Annotated in this window: 16 protein-coding genes and 2 pseudogenes; 5 read left to right on the forward strand and 13 right to left on the reverse strand. The window is 39.9% G+C overall.

Features of this window, described 5'->3' with window-relative positions:
* The first annotated feature begins 213 nt into the window (after window positions 1-213).
* Window positions 214-1,419, forward strand: a complete 1,206-nt coding sequence (locus L656_RS0103905) for an MFS transporter (protein WP_024598262.1) — start codon at window positions 214-216, stop codon at window positions 1,417-1,419.
* 75 nt (window positions 1,420-1,494) lie between these two features.
* Here the strand turns inward: L656_RS0103905 and L656_RS0103910 are convergent, their stop codons facing one another.
* The 4 genes from L656_RS0103910 to L656_RS0103925 all read right to left on the reverse strand — a co-directional run bounded on the left by L656_RS0103910 (window position 1,495) and on the right by L656_RS0103925 (window position 6,756).
* The gene (locus tag L656_RS0103910; RefSeq protein ID WP_002958143.1) at window positions 1,495-2,541 is read right to left on the reverse strand and encodes an NAD(P)-dependent alcohol dehydrogenase; all 1,047 of its coding nucleotides are present in this window, start codon (window positions 2,539-2,541) and stop codon (window positions 1,495-1,497) included.
* Between the two features lie 142 nt (window positions 2,542-2,683).
* Entirely contained in the window at window positions 2,684-3,397 is a 714-nt protein-coding gene (locus L656_RS0103915) for a DUF1499 domain-containing protein (RefSeq protein ID WP_024596009.1), read from the reverse strand.
* 107 nt (window positions 3,398-3,504) lie between these two features.
* Entirely contained in the window at window positions 3,505-4,839 is a 1,335-nt protein-coding gene (locus L656_RS0103920; RefSeq protein WP_024598263.1) for a DUF1501 domain-containing protein, read from the reverse strand.
* Between the two features lie 9 nt (window positions 4,840-4,848).
* Window positions 4,849-6,756: a DUF1800 domain-containing protein gene (locus L656_RS0103925; RefSeq protein WP_024598264.1), complete on the reverse strand. Its 1,908-nt coding sequence runs from the start codon at window positions 6,754-6,756 to the stop codon at window positions 4,849-4,851.
* Window positions 6,757-6,926: 170 nt separating this feature from the next.
* On the opposite strand from L656_RS0103925, the gene L656_RS0103930 reads away from it, so the two are divergent.
* Window positions 6,927-7,142, forward strand: a complete 216-nt coding sequence (locus L656_RS0103930) for a hypothetical protein (RefSeq protein ID WP_002958138.1) — start codon at window positions 6,927-6,929, stop codon at window positions 7,140-7,142.
* 49 nt (window positions 7,143-7,191) lie between these two features.
* Here L656_RS0103930 and L656_RS0103935 read toward each other — a convergent pair whose 3' ends face one another.
* The 5 genes and pseudogenes from L656_RS0103935 to hrpB form a co-directional block, all read right to left on the reverse strand.
* Window positions 7,192-8,757 (reverse strand): diguanylate cyclase domain-containing protein, encoded by a 1,566-nt coding sequence (locus L656_RS0103935; RefSeq protein ID WP_240915887.1) that lies wholly within the window; start codon window positions 8,755-8,757, stop codon window positions 7,192-7,194.
* Window positions 8,758-9,151: 394 nt separating this feature from the next.
* Complete coding sequence (locus L656_RS0103940; protein ID WP_024596005.1) at window positions 9,152-9,496, reverse strand: hypothetical protein; 345 nt, start codon at window positions 9,494-9,496, stop codon at window positions 9,152-9,154.
* Window positions 9,497-9,511: 15 nt separating this feature from the next.
* Window positions 9,512-9,829, reverse strand: a pseudogene (locus L656_RS01000000121880) (nuclear transport factor 2 family protein); the annotation flags it as partial.
* An 87-nt stretch (window positions 9,830-9,916) separates the two neighbouring features.
* Complete coding sequence (locus L656_RS0103950; protein ID WP_024593532.1) at window positions 9,917-10,345, reverse strand: hypothetical protein; 429 nt, start codon at window positions 10,343-10,345, stop codon at window positions 9,917-9,919.
* Window positions 10,346-10,418: 73 nt separating this feature from the next.
* Window positions 10,419-12,845, reverse strand: a complete 2,427-nt coding sequence (gene hrpB, locus L656_RS0103955) for an ATP-dependent helicase HrpB (protein WP_024596003.1) — start codon at window positions 12,843-12,845, stop codon at window positions 10,419-10,421.
* A 285-nt stretch (window positions 12,846-13,130) separates the two neighbouring features.
* Here hrpB and L656_RS0103960 point away from each other — a divergent pair, with 285 nt between their 5' ends.
* Window positions 13,131-13,328 carry a CsbD family protein gene (locus L656_RS0103960; protein ID WP_002958133.1) on the forward strand — a complete coding sequence of 66 codons (198 nt, stop codon included), beginning with the start codon at window positions 13,131-13,133 and terminating at the stop codon, window positions 13,326-13,328.
* A 63-nt stretch (window positions 13,329-13,391) separates the two neighbouring features.
* Here the strand turns inward: L656_RS0103960 and L656_RS01000000121885 are convergent.
* The 3 genes and pseudogenes from L656_RS01000000121885 to L656_RS0103975 all read right to left on the reverse strand — a co-directional run bounded on the left by L656_RS01000000121885 (window position 13,392) and on the right by L656_RS0103975 (window position 17,031).
* Window positions 13,392-15,607 (reverse strand): annotated as a pseudogene (locus L656_RS01000000121885) (molybdopterin cofactor-binding domain-containing protein).
* Window positions 15,604-16,101 carry a (2Fe-2S)-binding protein gene (locus L656_RS0103970; protein ID WP_024598265.1) on the reverse strand — a complete coding sequence of 166 codons (498 nt, stop codon included), beginning with the start codon at window positions 16,099-16,101 and terminating at the stop codon, window positions 15,604-15,606. Before L656_RS0103970 ends, L656_RS01000000121885 begins: the two are co-directional and overlap by 4 nt.
* A gap of 174 nt (window positions 16,102-16,275) precedes the next feature.
* Complete coding sequence (locus L656_RS0103975; RefSeq protein ID WP_024596763.1) at window positions 16,276-17,031, reverse strand: hypothetical protein; 756 nt, start codon at window positions 17,029-17,031, stop codon at window positions 16,276-16,278.
* Window positions 17,032-17,210: 179 nt separating this feature from the next.
* Here L656_RS0103975 and L656_RS0103980 point away from each other — a divergent pair, with 179 nt between their 5' ends.
* Together L656_RS0103980 and L656_RS0103985 are read left to right on the forward strand one after the other, a co-directional pair.
* A complete protein-coding gene (locus tag L656_RS0103980) occupies window positions 17,211-18,122 on the forward strand; it encodes a hypothetical protein (protein WP_024596762.1) in 912 nt (303 codons plus the stop codon).
* The gene (locus L656_RS0103985; RefSeq protein WP_024596761.1) at window positions 18,119-18,691 is read left to right on the forward strand and encodes a hypothetical protein; all 573 of its coding nucleotides are present in this window, start codon (window positions 18,119-18,121) and stop codon (window positions 18,689-18,691) included. The genes L656_RS0103980 and L656_RS0103985 overlap by 4 nt, the downstream gene beginning before the upstream one ends.
* 105 nt (window positions 18,692-18,796) lie before the next feature.
* Here L656_RS0103985 and L656_RS1000000123695 read toward each other — a convergent pair.
* On the reverse strand, window positions 18,797-20,417 hold a 1,621-nt coding region (locus tag L656_RS1000000123695; protein ID WP_446727529.1), incomplete at its 5' end, for a vitamin B12 dependent-methionine synthase activation domain-containing protein.

The following is a 20,417-nucleotide window of genomic DNA, read 5'->3' on the forward strand; positions in this document are numbered from 1 at the left end:
TTTTATAAATTTTAAGTAGTATTTTCTTCTAATTAACATTTCAAAAACCTAACAAAAACACTAATTTATGCATGACTCTGTACTTTTTTTAACTTAAAATAGCACTCTCACAGACTACCCTCTCACACCAAAATTTAAGCATACATATAATATTTTCTATTCAGAATTTATTGTGCTGTTTCACTTTTAAAATTAAATCTTAAGGGATCATCTATGACATCAGATGTAACGTCGGCATCTAGTCAACTTAACAGAACCGCTATTTTACTCGTATTAGCACTTGGCACATTTATTTTAGGATTATCTGAGTTTTCGATGATGCCTATGCTGCCACTAATTAGCGAAACATTTGGCTCAACGCCCTCACAAAGTGGTTACGCAATTAGTGCTTACGCCATTGGTGTTGTAGTTGGCGCCCCTATTTTAATGCTCACTACTGCTAATATGAGAAAGCGCAAAGCATTGCTCATTTTTATAAGCTTAATGTTTATCTCAAACGGGTTAAGCGCGATGGCAACGTCGCTTGAGCAGCTTGTAATATTTAGATTTTTAAGTGGCTTACCTCATGGTGCATATTTTGGTGCTGCTATTTTATTAGCATCAGATATTGCCCCAAAAGGTAAGCGTGCAAGCTTTATGTCTAAGGTGTTTATGGGTTTAACTGTGGCTACTATTGTTGGCGTGCCTATAGTTACACTTGTAGGTCAAAATTTAAGTTGGCGTTATTGTTTAGCTGGCGCTGCAGTACTGGCCTTTATTGCTTTTGTTTTTGTTTATAAAGTAGTGCCTAGTATCGATAACGCTAAGCCTTCTAACTTACTAAACGAGTTTGGCGTACTTAAAAATAAACTGGTTTGGTCCATTTTGGGTATTGTAATTATTGGCTTTGGCGGAGTGTTTTGTATTTATACTTACATTGCCGACACCATATTAGTGGTAACAAAAACAGCTCCGTATACTATTTCTATCGCAATGGTAATGTTTGGTATCGGTTGTACACTCGGTAACTATGTACTGGGTAAAGCTGCCGATAAATCAGCAATTAAAACGACTGGCCTTGCGCTTGTATGTACTATTGTATTTGCCTTTGCATATGTAACGGCAAGCCATAATATTTGGGCTCTTTACGCGGTGATCTTCTTTATTGGTTGCAGTGTGGGCTTGGCTACGCTGATTCAAACGCTTTTAATGGACGTTGCGCCCGAAGGCCACGCTATGATTGGTGCCTTAGTACAGTGCGCATTTAATACTGCCAATGCTATAGGTCCTTGGGTTGGCGGAATAGCAATAGCGCAAGGTGCTGCACCTAATCAAACAGGTTACGTAGCAGCTGCATTGTTTTTAGGTGGTTTGGGTATGTGGCTATTAAGTTACTTACAACTAAACAAACAGCAACCAACAGCGCAAGCTACTAATTAACTGAGTTCGAGTTAATTTAAAATACAAAAAGAGCCGCTAATTAGCGGCTCTTTTATTTTTAATTTACCTAGTAAATTAAGCGTTTAACGATGCCATATCAATAACAAAGCGGTATCGTACGTCTGACTTTTCCATACGCTCGTATGCCGTGTTAATTTCGTCAATGTTGATCATTTCGCACTCAGGTAGCACGTTATTTTCACCACAAAAGTCGAGCATTTGTTGCGTCTGTGCAATACCACCAATAAGTGAGCCTGCAATACGACGGCGACCCATTAATAATGGCACCGTGCTTAGCTCATCCACTGGACCAACTTGGCCAACAATAACTAATGTACCATCTACATCAAGTAGCGGTGTGTAAATAGATAAATCATGTTTTACAGGGACTGTATCTATAATGACGTCAAAGGCAGATTGCGAGTCTTTCATTTCGTCATCATTAGATGACACTAAATAGTGCTGAGCGCCTAATTTAACCGCATCATCTTTTTTAGACTCACTACGGCCAATTACCGTAACGCTTGCACCCATTGCAACTGCATTTTTAACGGCCATGTGACCAAGACCACCTAGACCAACAACACCAACACGGCTACCTTTTTTTACGCCCCACTTATGAAGTGGCGAATACGTAGTAATACCTGCACAAAGTAGCGGTGCAACGCGTGAAAGGTCTAAATTTTCTGGTACAGAAAGTACAAATTCTTCGCGTACAACAACATGCTTAGAATATCCACCTTGGGTCATTTCACCACTAACGCGGTCTTTGCCTGCGTACGTACCAACCATGCCTTCGCGGCAAAATTGCTCTTCGTCGTTATCACATTGATCGCAACTTTGGCACGAATCAACCATACAACCCACAGCAACTGTGTCGCCTTGCTTATATTTTTTAACGTCGCTACCTACCGACATAACTTTACCAACAATTTCGTGCCCAGGTACTAGCGGGTAGTCACTGCCACCCCAATCATTTCGTACGGCGTGTAAATCTGAATGGCACACACCACAGTATAAAATTTCAATTTCTACATCGTTATTTCGCAAATCGCGGCGCTCAAAAGAAAACTCTGTCAATTCAGAACCTTGGCTTTTTGCTGCATATCCTACTGTTTTCATAATAACTCCATAGTGGTTAAAAATTTAAATCATCAACAGCATAGTCCATAGCCCGTGAATAGAACCTGACAATATAAAATAGGCACAAAAAAGCCCAAACAGTGTTTGGGCTCAATCGTTAGTACTAGGGCGCTAAATTTAATTATTTTGCAAGTAAGCTGTTTAGTTCATTAATAATTGAATGAATGCGCTCTGCATTTTTTCCTAAATCACTACGCCCTACTCGCGATTTACTACGAATATCAACAAAACGCTGGCTGCCTTCATCTTTAATACGAATTACCACATCGTCTTTAAAACCAAACCATGTGGTTGTATCAGTAGCTTCTACAATACCTGTAGCCGTATTTGCACTTACCACTGCAAAGCCAAGATTTTTAACTGCTTGTTCGCTTGCTGCCATCAAATCGGCTTTAGATTGTGCAAAGCTTAACGTTGCCAGTTCAGGGTATGCTTTGCGTTGTTGTACTGCCGTTTCTTCACCCGCGTACTCTACTGGATTTGGTGCTTCAGCACGAAGTGGCGCAATTGCTACAAATTTTGGTGGGTTAACTAAATCTGTTGAAATATCATGAATTGCCGGTACGCTTTTAGCTTTGTTCATCATGTTAAGTGGCATAGCAATAGCCACAACCGAAAACACAAGCGCAATAACACCACTGCTTAGCGTTAACGTTTTACGCATAAATAACGCTTGTACTATAAGTAGCACCAATGCAGCGCCACCAGCGTAAACACCAAATTTAAAACCAGCAAACGCAGTTCCTAGCTCTACAATACCAAATTTATACAAAGGCCCCGGCAGTATGACGAGTAAAAAGGCGATTAGACTAACTAAGCTCACTAAAACTTTCATTTTATGATTCCTATATTGTGTGATTTTTTATTATTAAAACAATTAAGCACTATTAAACAGTAGCTTATACTACTAACAAGCGCTTTTAGATTACTATTAGCGACTAATTACACAAAAAAGTCCAATGTTGTGTGATCAAAGTTACTCAAGTTTGGAAAAATATCAACAAGCTCAGAGCTTGGCACACCAAACCACTGAGCCAATGTGGCAAAGTACTGCTCATTAGCAACACTAGGAATTAAACGCCCGCCACCGGTATCTTGTGGCCCATCCAAATGTTGAGTTAATAGCTCGCCATATATATTGCCGCCTTTTACTGCGCCGCCCATTACTATTTGGTTCCCTGCCCAACCATGGTCAGTGCCATCGCCATTTGAGGTCAACGTGCGACCAAAATCAGACATAGTAAACGTAGTCACTTTATCAGCCATATCAAGCTCTTTCATCGCACTATCAAATTCACTTAACCCTTGAGCTAACGTATTTAATAAAGCAGGGTGCGTTGTTAATTGGTTGTCGTGGGTATCATACCCCCCCATAGAAACAAAAAACACTTGGCGTTGAGTACTCAACTTTGCCTGTACGCTAATTGTTTTAGCGACTGCGGCAAATTGCTCACTAAGGCTATTATCGCTAAATGGGGTAATAAGTGCAGGCGCGCTTTCTAACGCGCTGTTCATTGCTTGAGTGTTATTTATCGCACTTGTTAAGCCATTGGCATAAGCTGTACTTAACGGATGGCTCGTATTGCCTAGTAAGCGGTTCATAATAGCGGTTACGTGCTCGCTACGAGGTTGATACCCTCCAAACGCGTTAATACTACTAATGCCGCTTTTGTTAAGCGCAAATGCATTGCTAGCACTTCCCGTTTGCCATAAATTAGTACCGTCGAGTGATACATTAGCTGCAAACTCATCTTGTAACTCTAAACGCTCTAAAAGTCGTGCGCCCCACCCGCTATTAAGTGATTGTTTTTCTCGACCATACATCCACGCAGCTTGCTGATCGTTATGCGAAAACAAATGCTTAGGCAAACCTATTGTTTTATTTTTATAGTCATTCAATGTTGTGGGAGCGAGTAAAGTACCTACCCCGCCTATAAATGCTAAATTTTGAGATTCAAACACATTTTGTATCGGTTCAAGTGAAGGATGAATACCTACGCCACCTGCAAACTGGCTTTTAATGCTTAGCTCAAGTGGGCTCTCTACCGCTAGGTTTTGCCTGCTTTGCTTGTACAAACTCCGTTGCTCGCCTTCAAGCGGAACGAGCATATTTAACGAATCATTCCCCCCGTATAAATACACACACACTAATGCTTTATAATCACCTAGCTCAACGGCATTAGTCGCTCCAGTTAATGCTTGTAATTGCAGGCTCGTTNCAGCCGATACGCTGCCTTTTACACATAACGACAAAAACTCTCTTCTATTAATGCTCATTATGCGCTCCTAATACTGCACGTTAAATTCAGGTGAAATAGCAATCATATATAATAAATACGAAACCCGTTCACGGTATTGCTCTTCATTAAAGTAGGCATCTAAATCAAGTAATGCTTGGCGTGTGCCACTGCTCATTGCGCCTGCAAAATATAACGTGTTGTACTGAGTTAATAGCGCGCTAACACCGTTTTTCTCTAAAACATTCATGTCGTCTTGAATATAAACATAAATACCATTTGAATTTAAATCACTGTGTGCTTCAGCGGTACTCCACACTAAACTTGCGTAAAGCGCGTTCATGGTGCCAATCAGTGTCGCATCGTTTGCTATTTGTAACTCTGGCGCAACAATACCTTCATTTCGCAAAGCTGCGGTTTGATAATCAGGCCTAAAAAAGTTAAATACCGAAGCCGACTGCATGGGTCCTTGCCCGTAGCTATTTATTAAATTCCATGTTTTATAGTAACCAGCCAAAGATTTAGCATCGAGATTTCGCCAAAACTGTACGGTTTTTAAAATAGGCTCTTTAATTTTACCTTGATAGTTAAGCACTGAGCCAAAATGCCGTGCTTCATCATCTAAATATATAGCCTTTACTACAGCCGCTAAATCGCCGCGTACACCGGCGCCATTATCAATAAATACATTAGCTACTCGTTCAACGTATTGGGGGGTTGGATTTGACGTAATTAATCGCTGAATAAGTTGCTTAGTAATATATGGCGCAACATTTTGATGGTTAAATAAATTATCGAGCGCTATTTGCAATGACTCTTCTGCTGTATAACCTTGTGGTATAACCTCGCCATTTAGTAAGGTTTTTTGTTTACTAGAATGGTACTCGTCAAATGCTTCCATTGGTTTAATATAGTCACGACTTTTACGCTTAAATGTTTCACTATCGGCAAACGTCCAACCAGTAAATACGCGTGCAAAACCCTCTATTTCGACCTGTCCGTAAGTAGCAATAGTATTACCTTGTGCATCAAGCTTGGCGCTGCCATCTAGATTTAGCTCTTCAAGGCCAATAGTAAATAACTGCATTACTTCACGTGCGTAATTTTCATCTGGGCGAATATTAAGTGCATCGTCTGCTTTTTCGTTACCCAAATGGCTTAAGTAAGTTCCCATAATAGGCGAAAGCGTGACATCTTCGAGTAAGTCACGATAATTACCAAAGGCATGCTTTAGTAGCAAATCGTAATAAGTGATCATGCCCTCAGGTTGGCCTCTTAAGGCACTGTTTTCATCCGACACTACTAATATTTCACTTAACGCAAATGCAACACGTTGACGAAGTTGATCGTCACTTTGCATTACTGCCTTCCACCATGCGTCTATGCGGCTTATGTATTTAAAGTCATCATCGTCATTTAACTTTACTAAATAATCACGGTGATAATTAATAGGTAGCGCTATTTGTTTATCAAGCCATTGCTGCTCGCTTAAACCTTGTGCGTTTTGTATTTCACTAAGCTTAGGTCCCATTGTTGCTTGGTGTAGTAACCGTGCGGCGCTAATGTCATCCATATTATTACGTGCAGTAAAGCTTAGCGTTTTTACACTGCTTGCCCCTTCGTTATCGGTTGCTGTTACCGAAAAAGCATAATCAACAGGCTTATAACTTTGCGCATTTAGCAGTGTTACTGAAGTAGTTGTTGCCTTTAAAGGCCCACTAATTAGTTCAGGCCCTTGCGTTTGTTGCCACACAACAGATGTAATAGTGCCGTCTTTATCACTGGCTGTTGCTGTTAGCTCAATTGTTTGGCCTTTACTTAATTCACTAGGAATATCAGCGACTGACAAAATGGGGATTTTATTTCCGTTAACGCTTGGCGTATCATCGGAGCCTGAACTACCGCAAGCGCTTAGTATAAAAACCGAGCTTGCGATAAGAGCAAATTTATAATGCATGTAAAGTCGTCATCATTTGTTAATTAAAGTACGTTAGTGTGTACCGAGTTTAATGCATTTATTGAAACACAAAATTTACAATTTAACTCTTTATTTTTTGTAACCGAATCATGAACGCCCCATTAATAATGCGCTAGCAGCTGGGGTAAACAGCCAGAGCTTTATTATTTATGAAAACAGAAATTCGCTATTGTTTTGAATCATCACAAGTTGCTAACCGATTTTTACACGAGCTCAAAGACTGGCCGGTTAACGATGTAAAAACACGACTTTTTAATGGCGGCGATAGTGTAAAAGTGACATACGAATACGACGAAAGTGGTTTTGATTACACTTGCGCCGAACTTGATGACCTAGCACAGAGCCATGGCGGGAAAGAGGTTTAAGCGTTTTATAATAAAAAACAGCTGATGCATCTTTAATAATTGACTTAAATTATACAGATTTGATTGATGTTTTATCTCTACCTGAGTTTTTCGCTTCGTAGAGCATTATGTCGGCTTCTTTAATTAGTGATTGGATAGACACATTATTACCACTTAAGGTTTCTTTTGTAGCAAATACACACCCAGCACTAATTGTTAAATATTTACGTATAGGCGACGCTTCATGAGGTAAATTTAACTCCCGAACCGCCAAAAGCAATTGCTGAGATATATCTACAAACTCTTCATAAGAAAGCTCTTTAAAGAATAATATGAACTCTTCGCCGCCATAGCGCGCAACTGTTCCTGTGTTTTGCTTTGCCATTTGTTGTAATTTACCAGCTAGGAGCTGTAAAGCGTTGTCTCCGCCTTGGTGACCATAAAAATCGTTATAATTTTTAAAGTGATCTACGTCAAGTAATATTACTCCAAAGGCATTTTGTTGCTGTTGAGCCTGCTTCCACTGAGCCGCTATAATTTCATCAAAGGCACGCCTGTTGTAAATTTGGGTTAACCCATCAATTTTACTTATTTTTTCGAGCTTAGAATTTTGCTCTTTTACTTGTTTAATTAACGCATTAAAACCGCTAATTAAAACGCGCATTTCTAAAAATTGATTAGTGAACCTCAAAGGCTGTAAATCGTTTTTAACCAACATTGAATTAATAGCGGACGCACCACTAATAAGCGGTTCAATAAAATAACGATTTACAATATAAAAACCTAATAATGACATTGCAAAAAACATTAACAAAATTAGCTTTAAATAATGATCAAATAAAACTGGCAGTGTTTGGTGATGGTGCTTAATGTTCAAAGCAAGCAATGGCTTACCATTTACATCTAGAATCACCCTCTTCCTTTGAGTGGCAATGTCCTCTTCTTGGAGGCTCCCTTTAAGCGTCGCAATATCGTTTAAAGAACTACCGTGTTCTATTTGTGAATAGCTAAGCTCCACTTGTGCAATTTCCGCTAAGGATTTGATCAACGACGGTCTTACTTTTTTTATAAAAACAATACTACCAACAGGCTCACCTGTTTTATCTGTTCGCTTTATTACATGCGATGCAAACATGATAGGGCCGCCCGCTGTTTGTAAAAAACCAGAATGGCTTAAACTGTTGTCGTCTTCAGAGGCTTTTGGATTAGGAATAATTGCGCGGTTTAATTTATTAACCTGTAAATCTAAATCAGGCGCATCAAACTCCGTATGCTTCATATAATCATACGCTTGTCCGTAAACCATATTAAAGTTTACATCGTAGATAAACACACCATCAATTTTGAGAGAATAGAAGGTATCCCCTACAAAGTTTGAATCTACATATTCTGCGTCAAAATCAGCCATATAATCATAGGTGTCATCCCATACGGCGTAGTCATAATTGAGTGTTTCTAAAAATATAAACTCTCTATCAAGCGCAATTTTAAGACTCAGCAATTCACGATTTTGATAATCTTCAATACTAGTGTTTATAGTCGGCAGGCTAAAAAAATAGCGGTACCCAACTAATAAACCTGTTACAAAGCACATTAAAATCAAAGTACCTATTATTACAAAAAATCTTAATGTCATAGTCTCTATCTAATCGTGTAGAATTAAGTCAAAGTAGCTTACGTTTTATGTTTTAGACTTCTTCATCTAAATTATAATAATTAGCTTCTTACTAAAGCGTAGTATAAATTCATGAGCAGGTATAAACAAAGCTTACTATTAAGTTTTATAGCGTTAAAACGTTAGCACTTTCAATAATATATTTAATATAGACATAAAATTATACCAATTCGCTTAATTAAGTAGTCTATTGTGAGGGCGGAAAAACGTGTTGATAGCTAGGCAAAAAATTAGCTATTTAGTTGTTCTAAATGAGAATTTTTTAACGCAGGTAGCGAGACGTCTAGCCCCGCAAAATGATTAAGTATTATTGCGAATTGGTATTACACATTTAATGTAATGCAAAAAGCTGAAACTATTTCGCTACCGAAACTTCCACTTTCGATGAAGATGTACTCGCAAGATCCAGTACTTCATAATAATTTAAGCCATCAATTTTTTTACCAATAATAAAATAATTCATTTCATTCATCATGGTTGGGTCGCCTAAAACATCTTCTGCGCTTTGCACATCAGAAAATTGAATTGTAATTAAGGCGCCTATAAAGCGCATTACATCTTGAGATTTTAATGTCTTTAAAACTTTATTAACTCCGGCCTGAGTTGACTCAGGTGTAGAACCATCAAATCTAAAATCACTTTTTGTACTAGCGCATGCACTAAGCATTAATATTGATAGTGCGATAAGTAAATGTTTCATATATATCCTTATTTGTTATTCGTGATACTTGCGGATCATCGCCACTTTACCGTTTTCAACTTCTATTACTTCCATCATTGTGGAGGTGTATTCTATTGGCTGCTTACTTTGTGGGTGAATGCCCTTTGCATGACTCTTATAACGAATAGCAAAGCCTGTATTGTTAAACACAAATGTATTAAGCAGTGTGCTTTCAAACAACGTGTGCGCACCTAAGTAAAAACTCATACCTTTGCGCATCTGCTCTTTGCCATCAGGAGTACGTGAGTCATCCGGTTGATACGGAATATGCTGATTGCCAATATCATCGGCACGGGCTAAAAGGCTAAGAAATATAATTAATAGAAAGCTTAGCTTGCACTTCATAACGATTCTTTCTAAAGAAGTATTTTTACTAAAACGACTAAATTTATTAATACATTAATTTTTTAGCGCAGCTTTTCTTGCTAGTTCTTTTATATCTTCATCGATATTGTCATCAAAAGACATTGAATAAATTCTCCAACCTTCTTTCACTTTAAAAAATTGAAATTCAAAACGAATAGGCTGCCTATCGTAGGTTACTAGGTAGGTTACATGAACAAAAAGCTCCCCAACTTTATAATCAGAAACCTTATTAATGAAATTAATTTCACCAACAAGATCATCAAGTGAGGATAGCTGTGTTTTTATCTGTTTTACCTGGTCAGGTATCGACGATACATATTTATTACTTGCGTAAATGGAATCAACAGCATCGCTTATTTTTTCATCAGAGTACAATTCAAAAAATTTATCAACTTCTTCTTGGTAATTGTTAGCACTGACACCCGATGAGAGTAAAAGTAAAGCAGCAAATATAATTTTCATTTTTAACATTCCTTATTGTTTTTAATATAAAAACACACTATTTAAAGTAAATAAAGTTATAAAATACGGCAAATTACATTTTGCTCTTTACTCTATTTGTTGCAACGCTGTTGGCTGGGTCGTCTGGCCAAAAATGTTTAGGGTAGCGGCCTTTCATTTCCTTTTGCACATCGCGGTAACTGCTAGCCCAAAAGTGGGCTAAATCTTGAGTAAGTTGCAATGAACGTTTACCTGGCGATAGCAGCTCCATAAGCAATGGCAATCTACCGTTGGCAAGCATAGGCGTACTGGTCAAGCCGTAAACTTCTTGCATACGCACGCTTAGCTTTGCGGGGCCATCAAGTTGGTATTCTATTTTTACATTTGAGCCACTGGGCACCGTTAAGCGCAAAGGTAACAAAGCTTTTAACGTGGTTTGTTGTTGCCAATCAAAGCAGTTTTGTAATGCTTCAAAGTAGTTAAACTTTTTAAGCTGCGTGAGCGTTTTAATATCTTCTAAAAACACGCCTAGCCACTGCGCTGCATTTTGAATAAGTTGTTGCTCGTTTATTTGCGGGAATTTATCGGGCATTAAATTACTTGCTAGGCTCATACGTATCAGCAATTGTTGCGCATCAGGTTGCTCGTTAAATAATGCAAAACCGTGTTTAGCAAATAAGTTAAGCCACGCTTTAGCACGCTCGCTCTTATCTAGTTTTTGTTTACTAGGCTGGCTGCTGAGCGTTATAGCCCCGAGCTTTACTTCATCTTGGTGAATAAAGCGCGCTGATTTTTCATCAAACTCACAACGAGTAAGTTCACTAAATAAATGCGGTAAAAATTCTTGTAACTCAAATGGGTTAAGCGCGGTGGCTGCAAATATACGCCCACCTTTGTGCCCGCCCATGGTTGCTATAGCTAAGTAATCGTCGTTGTGCCAGTAATCGGCATTTAACTCAGCACCAGCACCATTGGCAAGTAAATAACCATTACCACGTTTTTTAGCGATGCGATCGGGGTATGCCAATGCCACCAGCAAACTTATATAATGCGTATTTAATTCGCTGTTTTCGTCTTTTACTTTTAAGCGGCTTTGCCAATATTTTAACTGTTGTTTAAATACCGGATGCGGACGTTGCTGCTGGCTATGCAGCGCTAAGCTCAACTCGTTTGCACTATTTACTCGGCTCTCAAGTAATGCCACTAAATAAATAGCGAGCCTAAAAATACCAGGGAGTTGGTCATCAAGTATTTGTGCTTTTAATAGCATATGCGCCAAACGAATATCAGCACCAAAACCTAACATTTTACTGCCAAGCGGTGTGAGCTTACCTTTGCTATCAATAGCTTCTAGCATGTTAAGCAGGTTACTTGCTTGCTCACATTGTTGTTCAGTGGGCTTATCGAGCAAGGTTAGCTCATCAATACTGGCTCCCCACTGCTTTGCCTCAAGCATAAGCTGGCTTATGTCTGATGTGAGTATTTCGGGATTGTCGTGACTATTACGTCGCTCGAAGGTTTGCTTTGAGCCAATTCGATAAACAATGCCCGGCTCTATTCGTCCTGCACGCCCTGCACGCTGCACAGCAGACGAGCGCGATATGCTTTGTGTTGTGAGCTCTGTAACTCCTGTTTTTAAATTAAAGGTCGCTGCACGGCGCTTGCCGCTGTCAATTACAATGCGTATGCCTTCAATAGTTAAACTGGTTTCGGCTACATTGGTGGTAAGCACTACTTTGCGCATGCCGTTTGGTGCAGGAGCAATAGCAGTTTGCTGATTGGCTTTATCTTGCTCGCCAAATAGTGTTGCAACTTGGCAGTTACTGGGTAAATCGCTCAGTGCTTGTTGCACGCGTAGTATTTCAAATTGCCCAGGTAAAAATACCAATGCGCTGCCTGTTTGCTCATTAAGTGCTTGTTTTATTATGTTAGGAATTGCATCAAGCCAGCGGCTTTCATCTTTTATGGGTATGTATATTTCGTCTATTGGGTAGCTGCGACCGCTTGATTGAATTACAGGGCAGTCAAAAAACGCTGTATAACGCTCAGTATCAAGAGTTGCCGACATAAGCATAATGGTTAAATCTTCACGCAGCGCACTTTGGGTCTCGAGCGCAAAGGCAAGTGAGGTATCGGCTGCAATTGAACGCTCATGAAATTCATCAAATATCAGTAAATCAATATCGCTTAATTCGGGGTCGTTTTGCAACATGCGCGTTAACATGCCTTCGGTGACTATTTCGAGGCGCGTATTAGCGCTTGCTTTACTCTCGCCCCTAATCCGCAAACCCACACTTTGCCCAACACTCTCGTTTTGGCACTTTGCTAAGTAACTTGCAATATTACGTGCAGCTAAACGGCGAGGCTCTAGCATTACAATACGTTTAAAATGCCCGTCACGCATTAGTTGTAGCGGCAACCACGTAGATTTACCCGCACCAGGCGGTGCTTGTAATAACGTAATAGGATTACTTTGTAATGTAGTAACGAGTTGTTGATATATGTCTTGAACCGGCAGCACAGCTATTTACCCAAAATTGCTTTGTGTGCATTGTAACAAAAACCAAAAATAAACGCGCCGCTAAAGCTATGTGGTTATAAAGGATTTAATTAAGGGTTACATAATCAGAAATAATTACAGACCGCTCTGTACATTTTTTAAGGATGTGCTCAAAAAATTAATTATTACTGCCCCAATAAAAACATAACACCATGATTATAAATGCAAAATAAAAATTTAACTTATTGGTATACGCCTTGCTCCTTTTATACTGAACGTTAATTAAATCTAAGTAAGGAGAAACTTATGAACAGCGATCGTATGAAAGGTAATTGGAACGAACTTAAAGGTAAGGCTCAGCAAAAATGGGGCGATCTTACTGACGACGATTTAGATAAAATTGAAGGTAGCCGTACAGAGCTAGTGGGTAAAATCCAGCAGCAGTATGGTAAATCTAAAGAAGAAGCAGAGCGTGAAGTTGATGAGTTTGAAAAAACTCACTAATCGCTAACTTCTAAAAAAACCGCCATTTTGGCGGTTTTTTTGTTTAAGCTGTAGGTTATTTAGTTACGCTTTTAGCTGGTCACCTATTGGTAACTGCCTAATACGCTTTCCACACGCTGCAAAAATAGCATTACATAATGCTGGCGCATAAACTGGTGTAGATGGCTCTCCTACCCCTGCTGGTGGTGCATCGCTTTGTACAATTTCAACGTCAATCTCAAGAGGTGAATCGCTCATACGCGGTACGCGATAATCATGAAAGTTACTTTGCTGTACGCGCCCTTTATCAAAGGTAATACCATCGCTGATTGCAGTTGTAATTCCGTAAATAGAGCCACCTTGGGTTTGGTTTTTAACGGTGTCGGTGTTTACAACCGTACCCGCATCAATGGCAACCCACGATTTAATTACGTTTAAATCGCCAGCATCCGACACCTCTACTTCAACTACCGTAGCTACGTAAGTTAAAAAGCTTCTGTGTGCTGCTATGCCTAAACCTCGCCCTTTAGGAAGTTCTCGCCCCCATTTACTCATGTCAGCTACTTTTTCAATAACATGGCGCAGTCTGCCAATATCTAAAGGGTAAACCTCTTTATCGCCACCGTAATTATCGTATGTGGCATTTTGCTCAGTTACATCAACAATGCGACTCGGACCTATGGTGTCTAGTAAATAGTCTTTTTGGTCGCGACCGGCTTTGTGCGCCGCTTCGCCAATAAATGACTGAATAGCAAAGGCATGAAAAATATTTGATACAGAGCGCATCCAACCAATTCGTGCTTTGGCTTGCGCATCACCGTTTTCTAACTTCATGTTAGGTGTGTTAATTGGGTTATCGGTAAACCCTAAGCGCAGTTCACCGCTCATAGGAGTGGCTGCACCATCTTTAAAAGTAGATGCTATGGGTGTAAACGCGGTGCGGTGTAAATAAGATTCTATAGCGCCATTTTTATCTAGCGATGCTTCAATGTGCTGAGCTGAAACTGCATGGTAAAAGCCATGTTGTATGTCGTCTTCACGCGTCCACTGCACACGAATAGGTTTGCCTACTTTCATTGAAAGGTAAGCTGCTTCTGCTGAAAAGTCAGGTTTTGACTTACGCCCAAAGCCGCCGCCGAGCATAGTAACGTGAACATTAATTTTGCTCTCATCCATGCCAAGCATTGCAGCNTTGTGGATTTTGCGTAGCAGCCCATATATCAACACTATCTTTGTTGTACATAGCTGTTGCACACGGCGGCTCCATTGGTGCTTGAGCAAGATGCGGCGCGTAATAATCAGCTACGAGTTTATTGCTCGATTTAGCCAACACGCCCATGGCATCGCCTTTATCACGTATGTTTGCCTGTGGAGTTTGTACTGTTTTTAGTAATGACTTTTTAAATTCTTCTGAATTGTAATCGCCATTTTTGCCATCATCCCATACGACTTTTAATGCTTTACGCCCTTGCCATGCAGCCCATGTGTTTTTAGCTATAATCGCAATACCGCCTTTTGGCTGAAACTGCGGTGCGCCTTTTGGTGCAGGAATTTCAATAACATCTACAACGCCGTTTATCGCTTTTGTAGCACTGGCATCAAATGACTTAACAACACCGCCTACTACCGGCGGGCNCGCGTACATCGGCTGCAAATATTGCTTTACCTGTTACTAAATCGGCTAAATCTATGTGCGCCATGCCAGTATTAATGTAGCGCCATTCTTTGCGTGTTTTAAGTGTTAGTTTGTCAGCTTCTGGTGGCGTTATTGTAAGCGCTAAGTCGATTAAATCTTTATAAGTAAGCGATTTACCTGAGCTGTGTGTAACAACGTGTTGATTGGCTGTACAGGTCTGCGGGTCAACTTTCCAATACTTAGCGGCAGCGTGCTGCATCATGTAACGCACACTTGCGCCCATTTCACGCAGGCGCTTCATGTTGTAGCGAATACTGCGCGAGCCATCGGTATTTTGATCGCCGTATTTAGGGTCGCCCTTACCCTGAATAACAATAACCTTATCCCACGCGGCTTCCATTTCATCGGCAACTATTTGTGCAATCGCGGTGCGAATTTGCTGACCCATTTCAGAGCGATGGCAGGTTATTTCAACCATGCCATCGGGGCGCAGAGCTATAAATAAGTTAGCACGTTTTGCTTGCTCAGACGGTTGCTCTAACACGCCAGCAAATGCTTTTGGCGCACTGCCTACAAAATATGTGCCTAATACCAATGCGCCTATTGCGCTAGTTTTTAAAAATTGGCGGCGGTTTAGGTCAAAGTACGTATTGTCGTTTTTCATACCTCTTCCCCTTGTTCATTAGGGTCAAAATATTCAACCCCCGCCATGGTTTTAGCCGCCGACTTAATCGCTTTATGAATACGTGGGTATGTACCACAACGACAAATATTGCCCGACATATTACTCACTATTTCATCATCAGTTGGGTTGGGGTTAGCTGCTAATAAGCTTGCCGCTTGCATAATTTGTCCGCACTGACAAAATCCACATTGCGGCACTTTATGCTCAACCCACGCTTTTTGCACTGGATGATCGCCCTGCTCGCTTAGCCCTTCAATAGAGGTAATATTGCGCCCCACTACAGCCGATACCGGTAATACACATGAGCGCTGCGCTACCCCATCAATATGCACAGTACACGCACCGCACTGTGCCATACCACAGCCAAATTTAGGGCCCGTTAAATTCAATTCATCTCGCAGGTACCATAATACTGGCGTTGACGGGTCGCCAGAAAACTCATGTTTATTACCATTAATGGTAAGGGTGATCATACTAGACTCCTTGCAAAGCGCTTTACAGGACGACTCCCTACAGCGCGTGGACGGTTTTAATTTACTTACTACTTTTTAGCCTACCACTTAGAACTATTTTATTAAAATACTAATTACTAGAACGTTTGGTACTAAAAAACATTACTCATTATTAAGTAAGTTGCTAATACTAAATTAAATAGCGCTTATAACATCTTCAGATAAAACCCGTTGTTCGTCTTTGTAAACTTCAAGCCAGCCTGGCGGTGATGTATCACAACCAATAATGGTTACTTGTAACACATAACTGTAACGTCCATTTTTAAACGTATAGTGATGATTCCCGCCACTACCCTCAAAGGTAATATCACCGTTTAATAAAATCATGTCGGGCTTTTCGCTAATTTTTTTATCAATACTCCATACAGCATAACGGTAATTCCCATCGTCTAGATCATCAACGCGAATATGGTAGTTAGCCGTTTTCCAATTGAGTATTAGTTTTTTAAAAGTATTAACACTTGAATGCAGAGATTGCTTATCGTGTTCAATTAATCGTTCAGCAAATGCTTGCTCTTTAACATTTTGAGTATTTACAGTTATAATTTTGCCGTCTGTATCTACCCACAAAACACCGTTATATAGCATAATACCGCGCCAACCTACTTTCTCCCAATCAGTATTAATGTTTGAACTGGCAATAACGGCAACAAGTTCATCGTCAAACACTTCATCAAAGCGTTTAATAAACTCAGCTTCATTTTTAATGTCAGGCAATGGATATTGCCTTTTTAGAGGGTAGCGAATATGCGCAGCAATCGCAGTTTTATCCTGCGTTTTAAAAGCAGCAATAACAGGTAAAACACTCTCGTGATATTTCTGCTCAAGCGCAAATGTGTTCGATGTGAAAAATAGATATATGCAAAGTAAGATGTAATTTAGATACTTCATTAATAGCCTATTAATATGTAACAAATAAAAAGTTTTGAGTGTTATCGTTTAAAGTTAAATGTTTAAGACATTTATAATTTTGAGTTAAAAATCTAAATCCCGACTTTAAACTTTGACTATACATACAAATTGTATAATATAGATGCATTATAGGTACATACTATTTATAGGGAAATAAAATGTTAATATCCGCCAGGGAAGATCTTAGAAGCCGCCAAAAAGAAAAGCAGTTATCTGCAACCTTAAAGTCAAACCAGTATAATCTAGTTCACATGAATGCATCTGAATTTGTTGATTATATTGTTAGCCTAAAAAAGCTTGCTGGGCAAAGTCCTGGTAAAATTATTAATTGGTTTGAGACTGTATTTGAGAAAAATAATATTTCATCTGACTTATGGCCACTTTATAGAGACTGGATAAAAAATAGTTCAGGCCTTATTCCAATTGGGATGGATATAGTTGCAGTTACGGCTATAGCAACAGAAATGAAAAGAAGCGGAAAAGCTTTTGATACTTTTAAAGTAAAAAGTTATTCAGGGAAAAACTATATAATTTTCAAAGGTTATCCAGGTCTAAGACGGCACCTCACTGGAACTCGCTATTTAGCGAACAACCCACAACTTGTATCATTTGGTATAGGTAAACTCGGCGCAAAAAAATCAATTAAAACAGGCTTTTTGGTTAGCATTCTTATATCTGCAGGATTTCATACAGTAGAACAATTAGTTAATGATGAGAAGCTGTGGCACGACTTTATAGGTGGTTTCTCTGTTGATGTTGCTATTGCCGCTACATCATCTAGCATTGCATGGTATGCTGTCTCTTCTATTGTAGGCACAGCTGCTGTTGTTGCTGTAGGTCCGATGATAGCTGTAATAGTGATTGGTACTGCATTAACTTTTTTTGCTTATACTTTTATCGATAGTGATGAGTTATCTGAAAAAATTGCTTCAAGCTTAAGAGTAGCGGAAAAAAACTTAAAAAGTAATATACAAAGAGCACAAAATCAATTGCATGATGCTCAACGCTTGTATGAAGAAAGCCCCATAGAATTTATGCACCGAATTTTCGGTTTACCTTTCTTAAAATGAATTACGATAATTTAATGACATCTGAAAAATTAACTTTAAGCGAAAATATTAAACATGCTTTTTTATTTATACTGTTTTTAATTTTTACCATAGCCTCACCTTTTGCGGCATGGGTTGAAGTATCGTCAGTAATTGAAGCTTTAAACAACAACGCCCTCATTTTTAAAGAACGCAGCTTTAGCCCAAGTTTAATTTTGTGCGTTCCAATGTTTGGGACGCTAACAGGCTTACTCTGGCTAAAAATTAAGAACACTGAAATTAGCCCAAGCCTACTGAATAAGTGGTTCAAACTGTGTGGAATAACTTTATTAGTTATGGTTGTTACCATACCCGTTTACACTAACATTATTGAAAATAAAATTGAGAGTGAAGGTTATAGTATTTGTAATTGGTATGGCCGAGGCTCAATTGGTGCACCTGATATTTGGGTAAGCTCCCAAAGCTATTGCATTAAAGAAGGCTTTAAAGTCAGAGTGGAGCTAATAGATTGGTTAAAACACCAAACGACTAAACCAACTCCAAAAGATGTTACGAATAAAATAAATGAGTTGCTCACTAATAAACTTTAAAACAAAAACGAGCCCAATTTGGCTCGTTTTTGTTTTACTGATAGCTGAAAGCTAAAAACTGACCGCTTTAACCTTTGACCGCTTCGCTATTTAACCTTTTCGCTTTTATTCCGGCTCATACCCCAAGTTAGGCGATAGCCAACGTTCAGCTTCTTCAAGCGTCATATTGGTTCGCTTAGCGTAGTCTTCTACCTGATCCTTTTGCACAGCGGCTACTGCGTAGTATTTAGCCTCAGGGTGTGAGAAGTACCAACCCGAAACAGCAGCACCTGGCCACATGGCGTACGAGCTAGTTAGCTGCATACCAATGCGCTTTTCGGTATCGAGCAACTGCCAAATTTTCTTTTTCTCGGTGTGCTCTGGGCACGCTGGGTAACCTGGCGCAGGGCGAATACCTTGGTAGTTTTCGCGTATTAGCTCATCGTTTGCTAGGTTTTCGTCTGGTGCAAAACCCCAATACTCTTTACGTACTTTTTCGTGCAGGTATTCTGCAAACGCTTCGGCGAGCCTGTCGGCTACGGCTTTAACCATTATTTTGTTGTAATCGTCTTGCTGTGCGTCAAACGCATTTGCTAAGTCGTCTTCTTCTAGGCCGCCCGTTACTGCAAACGCGCCAAAGTAATCAGGCGTGCCTTTTGGTGCTATGTAGTCGGCTAGGCAATAATTAGCAAAGTCGGTTTTTTCGGTTTGCTGACGTAAATGGCACGAAGTAGTTAATACTTCTTTGCGTGTTTCGTCGGTGTATATTTCTATGTCATCACCCACGCGGTTAGCCGGGAATAAACCAATTACACCAAGTGGTTGCAAACTGCCTGCTTTTTCAAGGTCGTCTAACATATCGTTAGCGTCTTTAAATAAGCTTTGCGCTTGCTCGCCTACTACTTCATCGTCCATTATGCGCGGGTATTTACCGGCAATTGACCACGTCATAAAGTATGGCGTCCAATCTATGTATTTACGCAAAGTAGCAATTGGTACATTTTTAAACTCGGTCACGCCCAGCTTTTTAGGCACTGGTGGTGTGTAGTTATCCCAATCAAGCTTTGCTGCGTTATCGCGTGCGCGCTGGATTGTAACAGGCTTAGAGCGTGGTTTTTTACGCGCTTGTTGCTCGCGTACTTTTACATATTCAGCTTTAGTTTTAGCTAAAAAGTCAGGTTTAATGTCTTTTGATAGTAAGTTTGAAACCACACCAACTGCACGGCTTGCGTTATTTACATACACAACGCCTTTGTCATATTGCGGCTCAATTTTTACTGCGGTGTGCGCTTTAGAGGTAGTTGCACCACCAATGAGTAGCGGCAGTTCAAAACCACGGCGTTTCATTTCTTTTGCTACGTGCACCATTTCGTCAAGCGATGGGGTAATTAAGCCCGATAAACCAATAATATCGGCTTTTTCGTCGATGGCGGTTTGCAGTATTTTATCGGCAGGTACCATTACGCCTAAATCAATAACTTCGTAGTTATTACACTGTAGTACCACGCCTACAATATTTTTACCTATGTCGTGTACGTCGCCTTTTACGGTCGCCATCACTATTTTACCATTGGTTGAACCTTCTTCTTTTTCGGCTTCAATAAATGGGTCTAGGTAGGCTACGGCTCGTTTCATTACGCGCGCCGATTTAACCACTTGTGGTAAAAACATTTTACCTGCGCCAAATAAATCACCTACCACGTTCATGCCATCCATTAACGGCCCTTCAATTACGTGAATAGGTTTA

Source organism: Pseudoalteromonas sp. TAE56 (assembly GCF_000497955.1).
GTDB lineage: Bacteria > Pseudomonadota > Gammaproteobacteria > Enterobacterales > Alteromonadaceae > Pseudoalteromonas.